The sequence below is a fragment of the Oceanipulchritudo coccoides genome, assembly GCF_010500615.1.
Classification (GTDB): Bacteria; Verrucomicrobiota; Verrucomicrobiia; order Opitutales; family Oceanipulchritudinaceae; genus Oceanipulchritudo; species Oceanipulchritudo coccoides.
This window is the reverse complement of the sequence record NZ_JAAGNX010000002.1, coordinates 548,543-570,804: the sequence shown is the minus strand read 5'-3', so window position 1 is coordinate 570,804 and position 22,262 is coordinate 548,543. Positions and strand designations below refer to the sequence as shown.

The 22,262-nt window shown below is 54.4% G+C and carries 16 protein-coding genes; 7 read left to right on the top strand and 9 right to left on the bottom strand.

The window, feature by feature from the left end:
- Positions 1-2: 2 nt before the first annotated feature.
- Genes G0Q06_RS07985 through G0Q06_RS07965 form a run of 5 tightly spaced genes read right to left on the bottom strand, consistent with a single transcriptional unit; the run spans position 3 to position 5,501 of the window.
- Positions 3-767, bottom strand: a complete 765-nt coding sequence (locus G0Q06_RS07985; RefSeq protein WP_163964218.1) for a ThuA domain-containing protein — start codon at positions 765-767, stop codon at positions 3-5.
- Positions 764-2,539: a DNA polymerase/3'-5' exonuclease PolX gene (gene polX / locus G0Q06_RS07980; RefSeq protein ID WP_163964215.1), complete on the bottom strand. Its 1,776-nt coding sequence runs from the start codon at positions 2,537-2,539 to the stop codon at positions 764-766. The genes G0Q06_RS07985 and polX overlap by 4 nt, the downstream gene beginning before the upstream one ends.
- Positions 2,540-2,577: 38 nt before the next feature.
- Entirely contained in the window at positions 2,578-4,269 is a 1,692-nt protein-coding gene (locus G0Q06_RS07975; RefSeq protein ID WP_163964213.1) for a DedA family protein, read from the bottom strand.
- Positions 4,270-4,271: 2 nt separating this feature from the next.
- A complete protein-coding gene (locus G0Q06_RS07970) occupies positions 4,272-4,985 on the bottom strand; it encodes an NRDE family protein (protein WP_163964212.1) in 714 nt (237 codons plus the stop codon).
- A gap of 6 nt (positions 4,986-4,991) precedes the next feature.
- Positions 4,992-5,501: a DinB family protein gene (locus G0Q06_RS07965; RefSeq protein WP_163964210.1), complete on the bottom strand. Its 510-nt coding sequence runs from the start codon at positions 5,499-5,501 to the stop codon at positions 4,992-4,994.
- A gap of 120 nt (positions 5,502-5,621) precedes the next feature.
- Between G0Q06_RS07965 and ribB the strand changes: the two genes are divergently transcribed.
- From ribB to G0Q06_RS07950, 3 genes are all read left to right on the top strand, one after another.
- On the top strand, positions 5,622-6,740 hold the full coding sequence (gene ribB, locus G0Q06_RS07960; RefSeq protein ID WP_163964208.1) for a 3,4-dihydroxy-2-butanone-4-phosphate synthase: 1,119 nt from the start codon (positions 5,622-5,624) through the stop codon (positions 6,738-6,740).
- Positions 6,741-6,966: 226 nt separating this feature from the next.
- A complete protein-coding gene (locus tag G0Q06_RS07955; protein ID WP_163964206.1) occupies positions 6,967-8,271 on the top strand; it encodes an O-acetylhomoserine aminocarboxypropyltransferase/cysteine synthase family protein in 1,305 nt (434 codons plus the stop codon).
- 1 nt (position 8,272) lies between these two features.
- Positions 8,273-10,345: a S9 family peptidase gene (locus G0Q06_RS07950; protein WP_163964204.1), complete on the top strand. Its 2,073-nt coding sequence runs from the start codon at positions 8,273-8,275 to the stop codon at positions 10,343-10,345.
- Between the two features lie 17 nt (positions 10,346-10,362).
- Here the strand turns inward: G0Q06_RS07950 and G0Q06_RS07945 are convergent, their stop codons facing one another.
- On the bottom strand, positions 10,363-10,776 hold the full coding sequence (locus G0Q06_RS07945; RefSeq protein ID WP_163964202.1) for an RrF2 family transcriptional regulator: 414 nt from the start codon (positions 10,774-10,776) through the stop codon (positions 10,363-10,365).
- Between the two features lie 150 nt (positions 10,777-10,926).
- On the opposite strand from G0Q06_RS07945, the gene glnD reads away from it, so the two are divergent.
- Positions 10,927-13,695, top strand: coding sequence for a [protein-PII] uridylyltransferase (gene glnD, locus G0Q06_RS07940; RefSeq protein WP_163964200.1), 2,769 nt, complete (start codon positions 10,927-10,929; stop codon positions 13,693-13,695).
- A 96-nt stretch (positions 13,696-13,791) separates the two neighbouring features.
- Complete coding sequence (locus G0Q06_RS07935; RefSeq protein WP_163964198.1) at positions 13,792-15,501, top strand: GAF domain-containing protein; 1,710 nt, start codon at positions 13,792-13,794, stop codon at positions 15,499-15,501.
- A gap of 7 nt (positions 15,502-15,508) precedes the next feature.
- Here G0Q06_RS07935 and G0Q06_RS07930 read toward each other — a convergent pair whose 3' ends face one another.
- Complete coding sequence (locus G0Q06_RS07930) at positions 15,509-16,126, bottom strand: HNH endonuclease (protein WP_163964196.1); 618 nt, start codon at positions 16,124-16,126, stop codon at positions 15,509-15,511.
- Positions 16,127-16,299: 173 nt separating this feature from the next.
- Here G0Q06_RS07930 and pyk point away from each other — a divergent pair, with 173 nt between their 5' ends.
- A complete protein-coding gene (pyk, locus tag G0Q06_RS07925) occupies positions 16,300-17,727 on the top strand; it encodes a pyruvate kinase (protein ID WP_163964194.1) in 1,428 nt (475 codons plus the stop codon).
- A 12-nt stretch (positions 17,728-17,739) separates the two neighbouring features.
- Here the strand turns inward: pyk and G0Q06_RS07920 are convergent, their stop codons facing one another.
- Positions 17,740-19,077, bottom strand: coding sequence for an FAD-binding domain-containing protein (locus G0Q06_RS07920; protein WP_163964192.1), 1,338 nt, complete (start codon positions 19,075-19,077; stop codon positions 17,740-17,742).
- A 131-nt stretch (positions 19,078-19,208) separates the two neighbouring features.
- Here G0Q06_RS07920 and hemL point away from each other — a divergent pair, with 131 nt between their 5' ends.
- A complete protein-coding gene (hemL, locus tag G0Q06_RS07915; protein ID WP_163964190.1) occupies positions 19,209-20,486 on the top strand; it encodes a glutamate-1-semialdehyde 2,1-aminomutase in 1,278 nt (425 codons plus the stop codon).
- On the opposite strand, the gene mutL is transcribed toward hemL, so the two are convergent.
- Positions 20,460-22,244, bottom strand: coding sequence for a DNA mismatch repair endonuclease MutL (gene mutL / locus G0Q06_RS07910; protein ID WP_163964189.1), 1,785 nt, complete (start codon positions 22,242-22,244; stop codon positions 20,460-20,462). The genes hemL and mutL overlap by 27 nt on opposite strands.
- Positions 22,245-22,262 lie beyond the last annotated feature (18 nt).

The following is a 22,262-nucleotide window of genomic DNA, read 5'->3' as shown; positions in this document are numbered from 1 at the left end:
CTTTAATGAACGCTTCCGCCCTTCTGCTTAATTGGCTCCGGTGCCTTTTCAGTCGGTACGTTGGGACCTTCTGAAATATCCTTCCACCAACCTTGTGGGCGGGCCCATTTCACCGCGTTGTAGATGACACGCTGAATCGTCTTGTCATGATAAATCGGGTACGTTTCGTGCCCCGGACGGAAATAGAACACCTTTCCGTTTCCGCGATGCCAGCAGTTGCCGCTCCGGAAAACCTCGCCACCCTCGAACCATGAGATAAAGACCTGCTCCTCCGGTTCGGGAATGGAAAAAGGTTCCCCGTACATTTCTGTATTCTCCAATTCGATACAGGGGCCAATGCCCTCCGCGATGGGATGGCCGGGATTGACCACCCAGAGCCGCTCGCGCTCACCGGCCTCGCGCCACTTGAGTGCGCAGGGTGTTCCCATGAGCCGCTTGAAGATTTTTGAGAAGTGCCCGGAGTGAAGCACGATCAGCCCCATTCCCTGGAGGACGCGCGAATGAACCCTCTCAACAATCCCGTCCTGAACCTGATCGTGGGCACAGTGTCCCCACCAAATCAGGACATCGGTATTTTTAAGAATCTCCTCCGACAGGCCATGCTCCGGTTGTTCCAAAGTAGCCGTCCTCACGGACAACTCGTCCTCAGCAGCCATGAAGGTCAGTCCCTTCGCAATAGCCTTGTGGATTCCCTCAGGATAGATTTTTTGCACGAGCTCATGCTCTTTCTCGTGCACGTATTCGTTCCAGACAGTGACCTTGATCATGCCTTGGCCTTCTTTAATGCGCTCTTTATTTTGTCAAGGGAAGAGGCGTTGAACACGTCGACCGGAGTGAGCCCTGCCTTGCGGGCGGTAAGGATGCCAACCCTCAAAAACGCCAGGTCATCAATCCTGTGTGCATCAGGCGTTATGACGCAGGGGACACCTTGCTCCTTCGCATAGGCCCAATAGCGCCAATCCATGTCCATGCGCCAGGGATTGGCATTCAGTTCAATAAGGACTCCATTGTCACGGGCAGCATCAATCAGTTTGCGTACGTTCACAGCATACCCCTCGCGACGGAGAAGCAGTCGACCGGTTGGATGTCCGAGGATTTTCAGACAACCCGTGTCGGTTTCAATTGCGCGTATGATCCGCTGAGTCATCTCCGTCTCACTCTGGCCACTCATCGAACCGTGAACGGAGAGGACGCAGTAATCCAATTCCTTCAGAATGTCCTTTTCAAAATCAAGTGATCCGTCCTTGAGAATATCAACTTCCGAACCGGCAAAAAGATGGGCCCGCTTACCACGATTCTTGTTCAGTGCATGAATTTCCCGGACCTGTTCGAGCAGGCGCTCTTCCGACAAACCGTTGGCCTGAAAACTTGCCTTGGAGTGATCCGCAATCCCAATGTATTCCAGTCCCATGTCAGCCGCGGCCTGGGACATTTCCTCAAGAGTATTGTGCCCGTCGGAAGCCTTGGTGTGGTTGTGGAAGGTTCCCTTCAGGACATCAAGCGGCAAGGGCTTCTCAAGCTTGTGCTTTTCCGCCAGCTCGATCTCGTCGATTCCCTCGCGTCGCTCCGGCGGGACAAAATCGAGACCAAGCGCCTCGAAAAGATCCGCTTCCTCCTCGATGCCCTTTTTGGCAAGGGGGCGATCATAGGCTTTACCACTCTCTTCGGATGGCTCATCGCCCTTGTTGAAAATCCCCCACTCTGACAACGACAAGCCCAGGCCAAGCGCACGCTGGCGCATCTTGACATTGTGATCCTTGGAACCCGTGAAGTGGTGCAGGGCAAAAACAAAACGGTCCCCGGGGACAACCCGAAGATCGGCTTGCAGGCCACCATCAAACCGCACGCTCGATTTAGTCTCCCCTTTGGCGGAGACCTCAACCACGTTTTTGCGTGTTGTGAACCACTCCATGATCGGGGCGGGCCTGGAGGAGGCGACAATGAAGTCGAGGTCACCCACCGTTTCCCGGGCACGCCGGAAACTTCCAGCTACCTCCGCCCGGTCGACTTCCGGCAAGCTCCGCAGCCCTTCAAGCAGCGGTAAGGCAACCTTCTCCACATCCCACCAAAGGTGACGCTTGCCGTAAGCAATGCGGTTTTCAATTCCGCTAAGGATATTCGCTGCGGACTTTGCCCCGAAACCCGGAAGTTCCGCGATCTGGCCGGACTCGCAAACCTCCTTCAAGGCATCAATGGTCTCGACTCCGAGGGCCTTGTGGACCTTCCGGATTTTCTTCGGTCCAAAACCCGGTATCTCCAGCATCTCGATCAATCCATCCGGAATTGAGGCGCGCAGCTTGTCATAAAAGGGAAGTTCTCCGGTTGTCCTGAGTTCGATAATCTTCTCCGTCAAGGCCTGCCCAATGCCCTTCACTTCATTTAGCCGCTCCTCTTCGATCAATATATCGAGGTCTTCCTCAAGGCTCTCCAGGGTGCGGGCGCCGGACTGGTATGCGCGAACCTTGAAGGGGTTCTCCCCCTTGAGTTCAAGCAAGACGCCGATCTCTTCCAAACGGCTGGCAATATCGCGAACTTCCATCCATCCCAGTAAAGGAAGAAAAAGGATTCGGGCAAGGGTCAGATGTCCGTTAATTTTCTCTGCCGCCTAAAGCCGGCAAGGATGTCCCGGACAAAGTCGCGGAAGGAGCTGACAGGAACACCAGCAGCAGCATTTTCAAGGGCGATCTCATGCGCTAACCGCCACTGGGCAAAGAGGGTCTGCCATGCATGAAAAAGCCCGTATTGGGGATCATAGATATGGGTTGACTCAGAGGTCGCACCGTTGACTTCGAGGACCTTGAGGCCGCGCCCAGCCTTGAGTGCTTCATCTCCCTCCGCCTTGAAATCAAAGCGGCCAAAATAGAACCCCGGGATGGCCTTCGCGATTCGGTCCACGCAACGACTCAGCTCTGGTGTCAATAAGTCCTTCCCGTCGAGGAAGAGGGACCCAAGGGCGTGAGTCCCGAGCTGGCCGAGGGGAATTTCCTCCCCGGAATCGGGGACCCGGTCCAGTTGCTTGTCAAAGCGGGCAAGAAACAGATTCAGCATGGCGATGGCCCGTGGGTGTTGATAGATCAAATCCTCCACAGTGTCCTCCCCGTTGCCGGTAATCGAAAGCTGCTCCTTGCGGGTGATGGATATAATCCGGCCCTCCGGCTTGCTCGGGAACCGGGCATAGAAAATGCCGTACTCTTTCCCTCCGGCATATTCCTGAAGGATAGCGGTTCCTGGAGTTTTCCCCAGCCATTCGTGCGCAACGGGCTCATCGGGTATGATTTCCACCGCAAGACCGCGCTGACCTTCGTCTGGCTTCAAGACAACCGGATACTTGAGCCCCTTTTCAGCCATGATTTCACGCACAGCCTGAATGCGCTCCGAAGGGGTACCGGGTTTAACTTGTTCCCATGCCAGAAGCCCTTCGCACGAAGGGGAAATCGTCTGCATCAAAGCGCCCTTGCTCTCCCCGATTATTCCACCGTGAGGCATGCAGGGGTTTACTGCTGTGACAAGCATCGGGCGACGGTATCGGACCAGGCCAAGATAAACGACATGAAGCAGGACGGCCCAGTTGACTTGCCAGACAGGCCAGAATTCCCAGCGGACCGCACGCATCCACTTGCCACGTAATTGCCGCCGGCCACGCCATGTTAAAAGAGGAATTCCGTAGTGGAAAATAAAATACAAGGCTAGGCCCGCAAAAAGAATAGCAGGTAAGGCAAAGGCCTCGTACACTTCGTAAAATTCGATCAGTTGCTTTCCGATTACAGCGCTTATTCCCACCAGCAGGGGTGTCCAGAGAAGTGCTGCGAGGGCAAACACTAAAACAAAAGGAAGTACCGGCGCATGGACTGATCCGGCGGAAAAATAGGTGGCCGTCCGCGTTCCGGGAATGAAACGGGTCATGAGGATAATCCAGATTCCGTGTTTTTCGAAAGCGCGCTGTGCGCGATCCACGGCACGCTCGGAAACCAGCCAACGCGACCAGCGATGGCACAGGATTGGGCGACCGATAAAGTATCCAAGTCCGAAAATGATGAGGTCTCCGACAAAGATGCCAAGGAAAGCAGCTGCCGTGGCAGAGACAAAATCCAACTGGCCGGATCCCGAAAGCAAGCCTGCACTAATGCTTGCCAGGTCCTCGGAAACAAAAGTGCCGAAGAATATGCCGATGAGAGTCCAAGCGTTCTCTTCGCTCGAGACGAAATATGCCACAACGCCACTCAACAAGACAAACGCGATAGCGAGCCACCATTTTGCGGAACGATTCATGCTCAGGCAGGATAACAAATCCTGATAGGTTCTTTAAACCCGACCCCATCCGGTTCACGCCCCCTGTAAAGCGCCGTGAACGAATCTTCCTCCACCTCAACATGGATCTGGCTCACCGTCCGTGCATCCTCGCGGTCCATTGTCGCTCCAAAGCCGGGATTTTCTCTATTTCCCATTCGTAGCCTTTCTGCCACTACAGCACTTTTCATTGGATGTCTGGACTGCCCTTTCCACCACTGTTTTCGCCAATTGATCACAGTATCCGGATCACGGGAAGAAGTTGTCCAGAAGGTAGCGGGACTGCTGTCCGGGGTAAGATGTTTTCCATCCCATGTGAATCCATACCTCGAGGAAGGCCCCATGAGAAACAAATGAAACGGGGAATAGGGCGACAGATCCAGTCTTGAAAACCTTTCGATGGCTTTTGTGAATGAGTCACACAACACCAGCTCCTTGACGATGAGCCCGCGGCTTTGGACACCCCCGGCATCATTATCTTCATCCGTCAGGTAAGCATTCAGGAGCGCGACAACAAATCCCCTCGAAGACACGGCAAACCAGGTTCCTCCACCTTGGGGATCCCTGGCATAGGCAACCGGGCCATTAGGTCCCTCATGCAGGGCGAACGCTTCTGCTTCAGGCCGGCTTCGCTGTTCATCCCGATTGAAACAAACCCACAGCTTCCCCGAATCCTCACCCCAAGCCATCGTGCACATGACGAATCAGGCTCCCTTGTCGGCGTGATAGTGGATTGTTGAAGGAGCAATCCCGAAATTCTCGGGAAAACGGCGGATCCCAAAGCCTCTCGCTATGGCAACCATGAGGGCATAGTGGTGGATTGAGTGGCTCAGGAGAAATTGTAGCTCCCTGCGCAGCGAGGTGGCGCTCCGTGTTGAATCGCGGCCGTCGTCCATGCAAATCTGCATCGGTCGATCGAGATCCGTTTCTCCCAACTGTTCGAGAATCACCATCAACCGGTTCATGAGGGAAATCGCCGTGGAAGGATCCGTCTCCAGCAATTCCTCGCGTTCGCGATTGTCATAATCGATCATGCTGCTGCCCAGCCCAGCAACAAAGGCGGCATAGTGGTCCAGATTGTGCCGCATGTGACTTCCGATCGAGCTGCCAAACAAGTCCTCGCAAGGGCGCGCGTAGAGTGTTTCCGGCAGAGACTCGAGAAAGACAAGACCTTGTTGCAGGCAGGATAAATTGGCAGATACGAGGCTGTTCATTCTGGGGTAAGAGACCAATCTACAGTATTCATTCCCGTAAAATCAATCCTCGATGGGGCCAACCCGACCACTGGCCTTGCCATTTTCGCGGAGGCCCCCATTAGTGTCTTTTTTTAAATCATGCCCGAAGACACATTTGATTCAGTAGAAGCAGCCATTGACGATATTGCTGCAGGAAAATTGGTCATCGTTGTTGATGACGAAGACCGGGAAAACGAGGGTGACCTCATTATGGCTGCCGCCAAGGCAACCCCGGAAACGGTCAACATGATGATCCGGCACGGCCGGGGCCTGATTTGTGTCCCGACGATTGAGCACCAGCTGAAGCGCCTCGGGCTCAACCCCATGGTCGCCAACAACCGGGAAAGCCATCGCACGGATTTCACCGTGTCTGTGGATGCTGCCGAAGGAGTGACCACCGGCATCAGCGCGGCGGACCGCTGTGAGGCCATTCAAATCATCGCCAACCCGGACTCCACCGCAGATCAGCTGGTGCAACCCGGACACGTCTTTCCCTTGCGCGCCCGCCCCGGAGGTGTTCTCCAGAGGGCTGGACATACCGAAGCCGCGGTAGACCTCGCCGTCCTCGCCGGCTTGCCGCCCGCAGGCGTTCTCTGCGAAATCCTGAATGAGGACGGGACAATGGCCCGCCTGAAGGAGCTGATCGAATACCGAAAGACTTTTGGGCTCAAATTAATCTCCATCAAGCAACTGATCGAATACCGGCACAGCCGGGAGAAGCTCATCGACCGGATTCTTTCCCAGCCATTCCAGAATGCCTACGGAGACTGGACCCTTCATCTCTTCCGTTCGCTGACCGATCATCGCATTCATTTTGCCCTGACGATGGGCGAACTGGGCGAGGGACCCACCCTCGTGCGTGTTCAATCTGAAAATATCCTCAGCGATGTCTTTTCGGGTAATTTGGAAGGATCTGAACGCGCAGTCGACCTCGCCTTGCGACAGATTGCCAAGGCTGGCAGAGGAGCCTTCGTCTATATGACCCATTCCTGCGCGGGCTTGAACATTCCCCAAGGCAGCGGTGGAGATCCCGATTCCTGCGCCCTTGAGCCGGTTAGCATGGACTTCCGGGGATACGGACTTGGAGCCCAGATCCTTTATACACTGGGGTTGCGGGAAATCCGGCTTCTTTCCTCCTCCCAGAGAAAACATGTCGCCCTGGACGGGTACGGGCTGCATATCGATTCCTTCGAGCCTCTGGACGGAGAAACCGTTTGACCCCGTTTTCGACCGTTCAACACACTTTTTCCAGCCTTTTACCGGAGACCGTTGACCGGGTCAGGGGAATTCGGATGTACTTCACATCGTGCTGACTTAGTCACACATTTTTGGGGTATTAGTATAAGAGCTGAAAGCCGCGGTCTGAAAGGACCGCGGTTTTTTATTTACGCAGGTTGGATTTCCTTCAAAACCAAGACTCCAGTAAAACCAAAGAAGTAACATTATGAGTCAGCAAAACTACCAGATGGGCACCCTTGCCGTTCACGCCGGACAAACACCGGATCCTGCCACCGGAAGCCGCGCCGTCCCCATTTATCAGACCACCAGCTACACTTTCCGTGACACTGAGCACGCCGCCAACCTCTTCGCCTTGAAGGAGCTCGGCAACATCTACACCCGGATCATGAATCCGACCACGGATGTGCTGGAGAAGCGGGTTGCCGCCCTTGAGGGAGGGACCGCCGGCCTCGCCCATTCCAGCGGCAGCGCGGCCGTGACCAATGCCATCCTGAATGTCGCGGGGGCAGGCGACCACATTGTTTCGGTCGCCCAGCTCTATGGGGGCACCTACAACTTGTTTCATTACACCCTACCAAAACTCGGCATTGAGGTCAGTTTTGTGGATGGGGAAAACCCGGAGGCTTTCAAGGCGGCGATCCGCCCGAACACAAAGGCCCTCTACGGCGAAACCCAGGGAAATCCGCGCCTGAATCCGTTTCCGATCGAGGAAGTAGCGGCCATTGGACAGGCCGAAGGGATTCCAGTGATTCTGGACAATACTGCCCTCTCTCCGGCCGTCTGCAGGCCTTTTGATTTTGGGGCCAACGTGGTGGTTCACAGCCTGACAAAATTTATCGGAGGCCATGGCACCAGTATTGGAGGTATTGTTGTGGATGGTGGGAATTTTGACTGGGGAAGCGGACGCTTCCCGGGATTCACCGAGCCTGATGACAGCTACCATGGACTTGTTCACTGGGATGCTTTCAAGGCCTTTGAGCCTGCTGGCGGGGCCAATATCGCCTTCGCCATGAAAATGCGGCTGCAACTGCTTCGCGATACAGGCAACTGTGCCGCCCCATTCAATTCATTTCTCCATCTGCAAGGCCTTGAAACCCTCCATTTGCGCATGGAGCGGCACTGTTCCAACGCGTTGGCCGTCGCGGAATTCCTGGCCGCCCACGACAAAGTTTCCTGGGTCAATTACCCGGGCCTCCCCGACAGTCCTCACCATGCCATGGCAAAAAAGTATTATCATGGAGGTTTTGGGGCACTCGTTGGATTCGGAGTCAAAGGTGGCCTCGAAAATGGGCGTAAGGTCATTGAAGGGCTCAATCTTTTCAGTCACCTCGCAAATATCGGCGACGCGAAAAGTCTGGCCATTCATCCAGCCAGCACGACACACGGACAATTGAGCGCGGAGGAGCAGGCATCGAGCGGGGTCACTCCTGATTTTATCCGCCTCAGTATCGGCATCGAGGACAAGATCGACCTGATTGCAGACCTGGATAGTGCGCTTTCGGTGGTTTGATTTGAACGAACACCTACCACATTCCATCAGATCGGTTGCACCGGAGCTACCGGTCAAGCACCAGCATCACGGCGTCACCCGGGTAGACCCGTGGCATTGGTTGCGCGAGCGCGAAAACCCGAATGTCCTTGCCCACCTCAAAGCCGAGAACACCCATACGGAAAACTGGTTTGCCCGTACCGGGAATTTGCGGGATGAAATTTACCAGGACTTGATCGGGAGGATTGAGCAGTCCAACTGTTCAGCCGTGTATCCAAAAGGGGACTACTTTTACCAGTCGCGAATCAGGAAGGGTCAGGAATACCGGGCATATTACAGGAAGCAAAGATTGATTAAGGGCGATTGGGAACTCTACTTTGATGCCAATGAAGAGTCCCGGGGAGAGGCGTATTTCGATCTGGGCCTTCTCGATATAAGCCCGGATGGGAATATTCTCGCCTACTCGATTGATACTGCCGGAGAGGAAAGCTACATCCTGCGCTTCAGAAACCTTGCCACAGGCGAAGATCTCCCCGGCCGGATTGAGAATACGTGCGCCGAAGGCGAATGGGATGCCTCCGGGAAGAATTTTTATTTTGTCATGGAAGACGAGACCCGCCGGCCGGATCGCATCTACCGCCATCGCGTAGGAACCAACCCTGGAGATGCGGAATTGGTATACACCGAAGCTGACCCGCTCTACTATGCCAGCATCTACAAGAGCCAGGACAGCCAGTTCCTGTTTGCCGTCAGTGAAAGCAAGGAGACCTCGGAAATCCACTTCATGGAGGCACACATCGCCAAGGGCAAATTCCAGATTCTCTTTCCCAGGCGTCCTTCCATACAATATTCAGTCGATCATCACGAAGGACACTGGTTGATTCGTACAAATGAGGATGCACCTGATTTCAAGCTCCTCCGCCTTCCAGTAAATGAAACGGGTCTCCAAACTGCCGAGGTGATGGTTCCCCCGAGCGACAAGGTCCGGCTCAATGATCTTCTTGTCCTCAAGGATTTCCTCCTCCTCTTCGAACAGACGGGGGGACTCGACCGGATTCGCGTTAAGTCACTCCGGGGGGAGCCCGAACACTTTATCGAAATGCCGGACCCGGTCTACGACCTGCAGGAGTCAATCAACGCTGAATACGACACCAACTTCTTCAATTTCACCGTCAGCTCTCCGATCCGTCCGTCCTCAACATTTCGTTACAACTTGAAAACACGCCAGAGCAAGCTCCTGCGTGAGGCCAAGGTTCCCTCCGGACATGATCCGGAACGGTATACCACATACCGGATTAACGCCACGGGTGAAGATGGGGTCAGGATTCCCGTCACGGTGGTCCACTTAAAGGCGCTCGGGATGGATGGATCCCACCCTCTTTACATCCATGCCTACGGGGCTTACGGGGAGACGGTCGAATGTGGGTTTCGTACATCCTGGCTGACATGGCTTGAGCGTGGGTTCGTGGTCGCCATCGCACATGTTCGCGGCGGCGGCCTCCTTGGCGAAAGCTGGTATCAGGATGGAAAACTGGAAAAAAAGGAGAATTCCTTTCGTGATTTCATTGCCTGCGCCGATTGCCTGATTGAAAAGGGCTATTCCAAGGCTGGGAAAATCCTCATCGAAGGAGGAAGCGCCGGGGGCCTCCTGGTCGGTGCCGCGATAAATATGCGGCCAGAACTATTCAAGGCGGCCGTGGCCACAGTACCTTTTGTTGATGTGGTCACCACCATGTTGGATCCAAGCCTGCCCCTGACGACCATCGAATACGAGGAGTGGGGAAATCCTCAGGAACCAGAAGTCTTCAGGCGGCTCCTCGCCTACTCTCCCTACGATAATATTCGCGAGACCGAATACCCCGCCCTGCTGGCCACTGCCGGTTTTAATGATCCACGCGTTCCCTATTGGGAGGCTGCCAAATGGGTCGCCAAACTGCGGAAAAACCAGAAGGGTAAAAACCCGATCCTGCTGAAAACAAATCTGGACACGGGCCACAGTGGTGCCTCAGGGCGCTATGAATACTGGAAAGAGATAGCCGCCGAACAGGCATTCCTTTTGACTGCAATTCAGCCCTTGGATGTTCCCGGAAGCTGACGGCTCAGTCGCCAGCGTCAAATATACCACATTTCCTCGGAGCCACGGGACATGACCTGCTCCACGGTGTAGCTTTTCAGGATCAATTCGAATTTTTCCGCCACTTCGCTCCAGACTGCTGACATCCGTGGGGAAGATTGACCTGTTCCCGGTTGACTGTGGGCAAGAATATTACCCTCCACCGCCTGCATGATGTCATGAAGCGTGATCTCCGCAGGAGGTCGCGCAAGGGCGTACCCCCCCTGCTTGCCACGCCGGGAGTTGATCAGGCCAGCCGTCCTTAACTCGTTCAGAATCTGAACCAGGTAATTCGATGGGATTCCCTCAGCTTTTGCCAGGTCCTCAATATGCGGGAGCTCGGGAGTATTAACAGTATACCCGAGCTGTGCCAGGACTTGGCAGGCATATTCGACCTTGAGGCTTAATTTCATCTCCTTTACATATCCTCCAAAGTATCTTGGGTTTCAAACCTAAATTTAAAATTATCCAGTTGTAGCCTCTACTTGCATTCCGTTTCAAGCTGGGCATAGTCCTCACTCGTGGCCCGGACTCTGCCAAAACCTGAGAAGTTTCATGAGAAGATGAGCCAGCTGGCAAAGCGCCTGAAGTTAACCGAAAAGGAGGTTAATTCGGGGGAGCGGCTGGCTCGATTCCGTGAATTCTTGACGCGTTCCAACGACTGGATCAACCGCTACCACCGAAGTGGAGGAAGCGGTCTTCGGGTTGTTCACTGCCGTTCCATCGCCATGGATGTCATGATCGGCCTGCTTTACGAGCTGGCCTGTGAGGAGGTACGGTCCCGGCAGGGGGGCGAACTCTGCGCGGAGGTTTCCCTTCTGGCCCTCGGGGGATATGGGCGCACTGAACTGTGCCCGTTCAGTGATATTGATCTCATGTTTCTCTATCCCGCCCGGGTCCGCTCGCCGAAATTCCCCGAAATGCAGAGGATTATCAATGATTCCATCCTGTATATGTTGTGGGACCTCAACTTGAAGGTCGGGCACAGCACCCGGACGATCAAGGAAGCGCTCATCGAGGCGGAAGGCGATGAACAAAGCAAGAACGCCATGCTGGAGTCCCGGCTGATCTGCGGGTCAGACAAGTTGCATGCAAAGTTCTCCAGCGAATACGATCGCTTCATCCGGAAGGACAACGTCCTTGCCTACCTTAAAGATCGCCTCAAGGACCAGACTGCCCGCCGGAGCAAACACGGGAATTCCGTCTTCCTGCAGGAGCCCGATATCAAGAACGGTGTGGGTGGATTACGGGACTACCAGAATATCCTCTGGATGGCTCGGCTTCAATATGACGGTCGGACCCTTGCCAAACTGGTCAAACTGAAACTGCTCAGGAAAAAGGAACACGACGAGCTGGAGAAGGCCTACGATTTCCTGTTGCGGGTCCGTAACGAGCTGCACCTTCAATGCCAGCGCGCAAGTGACCTGCTCGACCTTGAAAAACAGCCAAAGGTGGCATGGGCCATTGGTTACCGCCAACGTCTCATTTTCAACCGGGTGGAAACCTTCATGCGTGACTACTACAAGGCTGCCTACAAAATTTTCCACCTGTCGGAGTATCTTGAAAAGCGCCTGTCCCTGAATGCCCAGACCAGTATTAGCTTCCAATCAGTCTTGCAGTCGAGGCGTCTGGGGAAAACCGAACGCTTCGATGGTTTTGAAACGGAAGACAAGCTTTTGCTGGCTGAATCGCCGAAGACCTTCAAACAGGATCCAATTCGTTTGATCCGCGTTTTCAGGCACCTTCAAGCAAGGGGCCTTGAGCCCGATTTTGATCTTGAGCGATTGGTCGAGGAAAATCTCGACCTGATCGACAAGTCCGTCATCGAGTCAGAAGAAGCCAACCGCTCCTTTCGGGCGATTCTTCAGGCAAAAGGAGAAGTCTACCCGATCCTCAAGCTGATGAATTCGACCGGCGTGCTCCCCCGGTTCATGCCGGAATGGGCCGGACTCCATTGCCTGGTTCAGCATGAATATTACCATCGTTACACGGCGGATGAACACGTTCTCAAGACAATCCGGGAACTGGATCGGGTTTTCTCGGGGGAAGAGCCTGACCTTACACGCCGTTATCGTCAGGCCCTCGAAGATACCGAATTGCCAGGTCTGCTGTATTTAATCCTCCTGCTTCACGATATCGGTAAGTCAAAGGCAATTGATGACCACGCCAATATCGGTGCCGAAATGGCCATGCCAATTCTTGTGCGACTTGGGGTTGTGGAAAAGGCCAGAGAGAAAATTCTATTCCAAATCAAGAATCATCTGGAAATGGCACGAATCTGGCAGAGGTATGATTTGGATGATCCTCAAACTATCCAGATTTTCTGTTCCCTCGTGGGTAACGCAGAGCAACTGCGCTACCTTTACGCGCTCACATTTTGTGATGCCCGCGGGACTAAGCGGGGACTCTGGAACAGCTTCAAGGACACCCTTCACACGCAGCTGTTCAAATTGGCCCTCGGCCATTTCCAATCGCCGTCTGTTACTCCGCCTGCCCTGCCCATGATTTCACAGTCCCATATCCTCAATAAAGTCGATGGCCTGTCGGAAGAGGAAGTTGAAGCGCACTTCAACTTGCTTCCGGACAGGTACTTTTCCTACCACAGTGAAAAGGAAGTCCTGCTACACCTGAAGATGATCCACCAGCTTCTGGAAAATATCTCAGAAGCGGATTCAGTGGGCTCGCTGGTGCCGGTTGTTGAATGGGAAGACGACCACAACCTCGGACTTTCCGTTGTTCATATCGTCACGTGGGACCGGGCTGGACTGTTCTACAAGCTGGCCGGCGCGTTCACGCTTGCCGGACTCTCCATCGTCAGTTCGAAGGCCCTCTCACGGGCAGATCATATTACGATTGATACATTTTATGTCAGTGATCCAAAAGGTGGATTGGTGACCGACCAGAATGCCTTGGCCGTGTTCCAGAAGCATGTTGAGGAAGCTCTCATTCAGGGCAAAAGCCTTCAGCCGCTTATCCGGGAACGGGTCGAGAGCCAGAGCCGTCCCAGCTATGTCCGTAACGACACCACGCTTCCAGCGACCATTCCGGTACGGGTTGATGTCTACCATGAACTGTCCTTGAAGCGGACGATCATTGAGGTGGAAACCAATGACGACATCGGACTGCTCTACGAGGTGACCCGGACTATTTCCAAAAAGGGATTTGATATCACCTTTGCAAGGATCTCCACGGAGCGCCGCGTCGCGGTGGACACCTTCTACATTGAGCCCAGTTCACAGGCAGGCGACATGGAAAATTCGCAGGATCTGGTTGAACTCAAGGAAGCCCTCCTTGCCGTTCTCTTGGAAAGAAATCCCACTTCGGGCGAATAATCGTCTCCAAGGGATTGTTTGATGCTCGAGTTTAGGATTGGAAAGTGTCCCGACTGAGACATGCTAACCCGAAGTCATCGGCAAAATGACAGACCCATGAAGGACCAATCCGAGCAGCTCGCCATAGATGCCCTCTACCGCATTTCCAGTATCGTCAGCACGACTGAGGACCTGAGTGAAGCCCTGGAGATCATCATCGACGAAATCATGCACGTCCTCCCCTCGGAAACGGCCTCCATAGAAATCATTAATCCGGACAAAAATTCGCTGGAAGTGGAAGCCTACAGGGGCTTTCCAAAGGATGTCACGGAAACGGTCTTGAAAGTCGGTGCCGGGGTGACCGGATGGGTTGCCCTGCACGGGCGCCCCGTGAACATCGGGGATGTCCGGAAGGACGCGCGTTATATTGAGATTGATAAGAGAATCCGTTCCGAGCTGGCGGTTCCCATGCGTACAGAAACCGGGATGATCCTCGGCGTTGTCAATATCGACAGCTTCCAGAAAAACGCCTTCTCCGAACAACATGTCAAAATTCTCACCTTGCTGGCCGCGGAGGCCACACGAGGATTAAGCCGACTCTGGCTGATCCAGCAACTCAGGCAAACCGCCGACCACCTTGAAGTCTTGATTGATATCGCCCAGAGCGTTGTCAACAAGCGCCAGCTTGACGAAATCCTCGGAATTATCACCTCCCGCTCAAAGGAGATTTCCCCCTGCACGCTCAGCGCAATCTTCCTGCGCGAAGGAGACGAGCGACAGCTCTCACTGAAGGCATCGAGCGGGCCGGAGGGACCTCTCGATTACACCGAAACCATCTTCCTCGAACAATCTTCAATCGGAACAGCTTTCAGCCGCCGCAAGACAATTGAGATCATGGATCTCCCACGGATTGAAGAAAACCACTTCCGGGAACTGATCGCAGAATACCACCTTGCTTCAATGCTCTCCTGCCCGATCCAGTTTGAAGATGAGGTTATCGGGGTACTGAATATCTATACGGATCATCCCCATCGCTTTAATGATGGGGAAAAAAGGATTTTTGAGACGCTGGCCAACTTGAGCGCTGCCGCCATCCTCAATGCCCAGTTGTATCAGCGAGTCTTTCAAAGCGAGGAGAAGCTGCGCCGTTCGGAGAAGCTCACCACCCTTGGCCTGCTTTCCTCGGAAATTGCCCATGAGATCCGGAATCCCCTGACGGTCATTCAATTGCTCTTTGAATCCCTCACCCTTGAGTTTGAGGAAGGCGATCCGCGCCAGAAGGATGTGGCGATTATTCATGAAAAGCTGGAGCAGTTGGAAGTCATTGTCTCGAGGGTACTCAGCTTTGGTAAATCCCGACAGGAAATGCATTCACGATATGAACTGCCCAAGTTGATCGAAGATACCCTTCACCTGGTCCGTCTCAAGTTGCGCCAGGGAAAAGTCAATGTTTCCTATGCCTGCGAGACCAGTTCACCCCTGAAGGTTGACGTCAACAAGGGCCAGATACAGCAGGCGCTTCTAAACCTCATTCTGAATGCCGCACAAGCCCTGCCCAAGGGCGGAAGTATCGATATTTCCGCTACATCTGAGCAGGCAAACGGGCAGAACTGGGCTGTCGTTCGAATCCGCGATAACGGATCCGGCATCGATCCAGCCATCCAGGACTCGATTTTTGATTCATTCCTGACCGGTCGCCCCGACGGGACCGGACTGGGCCTGTCCATTGTCAAGAGGATCCTCAAATCGCACAAAGGATCTGTAACCGTTGAAGAAAGCGGCCCGGAGGGAACCACAATGAAGCTGCTCCTTCCACTTGCCGGATGAGAAATTCCTAGGAAGCGCTTCGCTCCCCGACCGGAAGGAAGTGACGCCATTCCTGTTCGATCTCGGAGGATGCGGCGACAGCCGAAAACGGACGCCATTTCGGCTTGATAGGTTTCCGGATCAGCCGCAGACCGGCCTCATGGGGAAGCTGGTTTGCCTTCAGGGAATTGATATCGCGCCGGCAGGTGACAATGTTCTCCCAGCTTGTTTTTCCTCCACGCTCCCGCGGGATGACATGATCCAGGGTCAGGTCGGCCGCCCGACAGCGTTTCCCCGTATACTGGCAGGTGTAATTGTCCCGGATAAAGACGTTCTCCCGGTTAAATTTGATTTCCGTAATCGGCAAACGGTCAAATGACCTGAGCAGAAGAACTTTCGGGATCAGGATTTTCATCCGCACCGTATGAATCACCTCATCCTCCTTGTGTGGTCCATGCTCCATGGAATAGGCAATCCACTCGGCCGCATCCAAGGGGGCAAAATCCCCACTGAGGGTATTGATAACCCGGGCATGGTCCTGACAAAGGAGCCCAAAGGCCCGGCGCACCCCGACAATATTAACCGCCTGCCAGTTTCGGTTCAGTACCAGAACTCGGCAAGAGGGAACATTTGCCAATCCATTCATCTGATTTCCGTTAACACCCATGCAATCCTCGAGGTGTCTCTGAATGTGCTCCCCGGCTGGATCCTGTCAACGCCAAAGCCCGGCCGGGAACGTCCGGCAGAGGCAATTTTTCCGGGAGAAATAGTCGCATTTTCCCATTGTCGAGTCTGTTCATTTTCAAAAGACTGCCCCGAATGAATCCCTCCCACTATCGGCACACAAAGATTATTTTCACGATCGGGCCGGCCACGAACAGTCCGGAAATGCTCGCCCGCATGTTAAGTGCGGGCGTGGATGTCTGTCGTCTCAACATGGCCCATGCAGATCATGAATGGACCCGTCAAGCCATTGAAAACGTTCGTTCCGCCTGTAAGGTCGTAGGGCGGAAAGTCGCCCTGATGATGGATGTCAAGGGGCCGGAAATCCGCACCGGACCCCTCGATGAACCCTTCCAGTTGGAACGGGACGAAACCTTTGATTTTCTCCTTGATCGCGATCAGGAACCCGTGAGCGAAGGCATCCGGGGGGTTCGAATAAACTACCCCTCCTTGAAAGAAGACGTAAAGGTCGGGGACACAATTCTCGTCGACAGCGGGTTACTGCGAATGCGTGTGCTCGAGGTGACGGATGAACGGGTCCGTTGCTCGGTCCGGATCGGCGGGGAACTGGGCAGCCGTCGGCACATCAACCTGCCGGGAGTCCATGTACGCCTTCCCGCATTGACCGACAAGGACCGCGGGGACATCGATGTCGGCATTGAGAATGGAATTGATTTTTTCGCCCTTAGTTTTGTCCGCAGTCCGGACGATCTGGACATTCTCCGCCGCTACATTGAAACAAGAGGATCAAAGGCCCACATTATCGCCAAAATCGAGGACCAGTCAGCTATTTCAAACCTCGAGGATATCATCAAGGCATCCGACGGCCTGATGGTTGCGCGGGGAGACCTCGGCATTGAAATCCCGTTTGAGACGCTTCCCGTTGTCCAGCGCAGGGCGGTCTACGCCTGTCAGCGAATGGGCAAACCAGCCATTGTCGCAACGCACATGCTAGAATCAATGATCACCAACCCGCTCCCGACGCGTGCCGAGATCACGGACATCTCGAACGCCGTCTATGAGCAGGCCGATTGCGTGATGCTCTCCGGTGAAACAACGGTGGGAAAGTATCCTGTGGAATGCGTGGATGTCATGAACCGGATCATTTTCTCGGTGGAAGCACAAGCTGAGCGTAAGAACAATGATTCTCTTCCCTTGAAAACGCCCAAGGCATTGCTCGTGAAGTCAGCCATGTTATTGAGCGATGAATTGACCAATTCGGGGATTGTCGTCTTCACGCGCAGCGGTTTTCTGGCACGTGTTTTGAGTGCCCTTCGCCCAAGAAAATCTCCCATTTACGCTTTCACGGATGATGAAGACGTATTCCAGAATTTGTTAATTTACTGGGGAATCGAACCGTTCTTCATGAATTTCGATGAAGAGCCCGAAGTGACAATTCAAAATGCCTTTTCGCGACTGAAAAGCCGGGGCTGGGTTGAAACCCGTGACAACATGGTTGTTGTCTCCAATGTGCTCGCCGGGAGCAAGGTGATCGATTCGATCCAATTACGAACGATTAGTTGAGCCGGATTTTTCTCAGCCCAAGAGACGATTCAAGCGGTCTTGCAACCCATCTTTGAACCGGAAGTAACCGGCCGTTGCATGTGGCCAATGCAGGGAATCCCATCGGCGACGGTATTCGAAGACTTTGATTCCCTGGGCCTTGAGGGCACTTCTCAAATCATCCATGGCGTCACCCCAGGGTCCTACGGGCGGTCTTAAATACCATACCGATTTGAGATGCTCGTTTCGCGCCCACGTGACGACTCCGTCAACCCAGCAATTCACCGACCCGCCATAAACACGCATCCGCTCACGGCGACCGACGTTATCCGGGGAGGCTCGTCCAACCGTCGGGATAACCTCTCCCTGGCACTCTGTCACCTTGCCGTCCCAATGCGCTGCAAGGCGATCTGCACTATCCGCAACGGCTCCTTCACAGAATGCACGCACCTTCGGGGAAGCATTGAAGGAATCCATCACGTCATTTCCAGAAAGCACACAGATCGAACTGAATGGAGTTTCCGACAATTCACCAGACTCGGGAGTAAGATCGTCAGGAATGACAAGAAGGCCCGCCGGGCAGCAGGATAAACTCGGGAGATGAACATCCCTCAACAAGGCAACTTTGGCGAAGGGAACAGATTCAAAAGCACCATCCGGAGGCAAGGGCGCGGCAGATTCATTCAGAAGGCCCTGTGGATTGTAACGACCGTCTGTGTAGCGATTGATGTTGTCTGCACGTGCGAGATAGTGCTTCCCCCTCGTGTGGAGACCGGCAACCCATCTCCAACTAAGGGTATTGGACGCAGCATCACCATCGAGAAGATGCTCAAGGAACAGAGCTGCACCCGCTTGCCAAGGCAGCTTCAATGTAAAAATCCATATACTGGCAAACCACATTCGCGTGTGGTTATGTAACCATCCAGTGGTGACAAGTTGCTGAACCCAGTCGTCAAAACAATCGATCCCAGTCTGTCCGCGTCGAGCTTTTTCAAGCCGATTTTGAAGATCCACCTCAAGATTGTCATGCAAGGCCTGATTATCCACCTTGTAGCGCTCCCAGATACCTGGACGCATTTCAAGGTAACCCTTCCAATAGGTCCGCCAGCAAATTTCCTGGATAAACTTTTCCGCGGACTCGTAGGAATATTCCGCCAAAACTGACTCAACAACCTCCCGCTCAGTGACAAGGCGATATCGAAGGAAAGGGCTTGCTTCACTGACAGCCTGATTCCCCGGACGGTCAAAATTTCTTCCCTTTGCGTAGCCGGAAACATTGGGCATAAACGCCGCAAGACGCGCGATTGCTTCGTCGCGAGTCGGCGTTATGGCCAGTGTATTGACTACACTGCTTTGGAAGGAGGATTTCATTGTCGAAAGAATCAGACGATTCAGGATATTTCTCACCCAAATTCCTGTCGGTGGTCAATTTGGTGCCCTGAATGGAGTATTTTGAGGGATTGGGAATTGCCAAAACCGCATTCAATTCGTTCCGATAGGATATGGAGCGTTCAAAAGCCTTGTTTGAAAAAGCCTCCCGGCTAATCCCGGGCGGAGTAAATTCACCTGTCCGTGCCTTCCGATCAGTCGGAGGAACCCCCTTCTTCACACAATCAGCAAGTGGAAGTCGCCTGACAACGGCAGACGGTCGCGAACTGATTGACTTTGTCTGCACATGGGGGCCCGCCATCCACGGCCACAATCCCCCCGAGATCAAAAGCGCGATTGCGGAAGCTTTGGAAAAGGGAACCAGCTTTGGCACTCCAAACCCCTACGAAGTGGAAATCGCCGAGCGTGTGGTTTCGATGGTCCCGTCACTGGAGCAAGTGCGTTTCTGCAATTCCGGAACGGAGGCCACAATGAGCTCAATACGGCTTGCTCGCGGAGCCACTGGACGGTCGGTCATTGTGAAGTTTGCCGGTTGTTTTCACGGTCATGTTGACTCCCTGCTGGTCAAGGCCGGCTCAGGGGCCCTTACCTTGGGAAATCCCGACAGTGCCGGAATTCCTGCCGCCTTCGCCGCTGAAACCCGCGTTCTTGAATACAATGACCTGGCTGCAGCCGAGGAACTCTTCAAAAAGGAAGGTGAGTCAATTGCAGGGGTCATTGTTGAACCCTATCCGGCAAACTGCGGCCTGATCCTTCCAGATCCGGGATTCCTGGAAAAGCTCCGGGAGCTTTGTACACGTTATGGTTCTGTTCTTATTTTCGATGAAGTCATGACCGGGTTCCGCCTCGCGGCGGGCGGAGTGCAGGAGAAAGTCGGTATCACCCCTGACCTGACAGCCATGGGCAAGATTATCGGTGGAGGCCTGCCCGTGGGTGCCTTCGGCGGAAAACGCGAGTTGATGCAACAGCTTGCCCCGGTCGGCCCGGTTTATCAGGCGGGCACCCTTTCCGGGAATCCACTGGCAATGGCAGCGGGGATCGCCGCCCTTCGCCTGCTTGTGGAGACCAACCCCTATGATCGGCTCGACAAAATGGGCCAGGCGGTCCGCGATGCCTTGCTGGAGGCGGCCAAGGAGAAAGGCCTTGCCCTGCAAGTCCCGCAAACCGGTTCAATGTTTGCCCTGTTCTTTTCCGATTCCCCGGTAAGGAACTACACGGATGCCATTGCCTCCCAAACATCCCACTTCAAGACGCTATTCCATGAAGCTCTCAACCGTGGCATTTATCTCCCTCCGAGCGCTTATGAAACCTGTTTTATCTCCACCGCCCATGAAGCTGGAGACATTGATATCGCCATCGAAGGATTAACTGCCGCCCTCAAGGCCATCTGATTCAGGGGAGATTCCGTCCAGCATCAGTTTGCGCGATATCTCCCCGTGTCGCATTTCCACGAAGGTCGGCTTGCCTCGGGCATTCAATAGAGGATTTTCACAGGATAGAAGGCTCCGCACGAGGCTTTCCCAGTCGCCCTGGGAACTGACCTGAAACCCGCGTGCTTCGCGGGTCGCAGCCATGCGCGCAACGAGGCTGCGCGCTGAAAGGGCATCCTCTGGACGAATACCCCGCTCCCGGATTCGGCTGACGATCTCCTCAACGAATTGCTCTGGATTCTCGCTTTGCATCCATGCCGGGACACTGCGAATGCGGAAGAGTTGTCGCCCGAAGGGTTCGATTTCAAAACCCATCTTGTCAAAAAACTGGATTTGATCGGAAAGGATGCCTGCATCGACCGGACTCAGCTCAAGCATTGAAGGAATTAAAAGTGGTTGCCGGGCGACATTTTCACCGGCAAGCGACCCCTCAATTCGCTCAAACAGGATGCGCTCACGGGCGGCGGCGGCATGGAGAAGAACCAGTCCGTCCGGACTTTCAAAAAGCCCCACATGGCGACGGAAAGTCCCGCAAAAGCGCCAGGCTGACTGGTCGGATTTTCTCGCAGTTTGTTCTGGAGCGGCCACCGGAGCGAAAGGCTTCTCGATGATTCTGGGAAAGGGCCGTGGCTCTTCCCAAGGGGATGTGCCGGTCTGCTTACCCGGCTCGACTTGATCAGCAGTCTGTTGCGATTCCACCGGCTCCGCTCTCCGCAGGCTCTTGTGCGAATGTTCCCCAAGAAATTCAATCAGTCCGTTCATCACCGCGCTCCGGACCCTCGGTTCATTCCTGAAACGGACCTCGCGCTTGGTCGGATGCACATTGACATCCACCTCCTCTGAAGGAACCCCGACAAACAGGAAAGCCATCGGGTAGCGTCCACGCGGAATAAACCGGTGGTAGCTTTCGATCAGGGCATAGTTAAGAAGACGGCTGTCCACGGGCCGGTCATTGACATAGGTAATCATCTCTGAACGCGTACTTCGGGCGCTTCCGGGCCGCCCGACCAGACCCTTCAGCTGGATGCCATCCACCTCACAATCAATTGGCAGCAGCTCCTCCATGCGTCGCTTCCCAAAGATCTCGCGGACCCGCTGGGAGTAATCCGGACAGGCGGGCGAGCGAAATACTTCATGCCCATCTTCCACCAGGCTGAATCCCACCTCCGGGTGGGCAATCGCCAGCAAACGGCACATTTGAAGAATATGGGCTGCTTCCGTCCGGTCAGTCTTCAGGAATTTCCGGCGTGCCGGGACGGTCTGGAAAAGGTTGGCCACCGTAACTTCCGTCCCTGGCGACATTCCACAATCCTTGATCACCGGGGCAGCATTGGCATTTATTTGGATTTCGGTCCCCTCGCCTGCCTCCCGGGTGCGGGTCTTCAGGGTAAAACGGGATACGCTGGCAATGCTGGGCAAAGCCTCCCCGCGAAACCCGAAACTTCCGATTTTCAGGATGTCACCGACCTCGCGAATCTTACTCGTGGCATGGCGTTCAAGCGATAAAATGGCATCTTCACGGGTCATGCCAATACCGTCATCCAGCACCCGCATGAGGGCCTTCCCGCCCTTTTCAAACTGGACCTCGATTGATTTGGCTTCCGCATCAAGGGCATTCTCAACCAACTCCTTGACCACCGCGACTGGACGCTCCACCACTTCCCCGGCGGCAATCTGGTTGGCTACTGAGTCGGGTAACTTGACGATCCTGCCAGACATCCGGGGAGCTATTGGAAA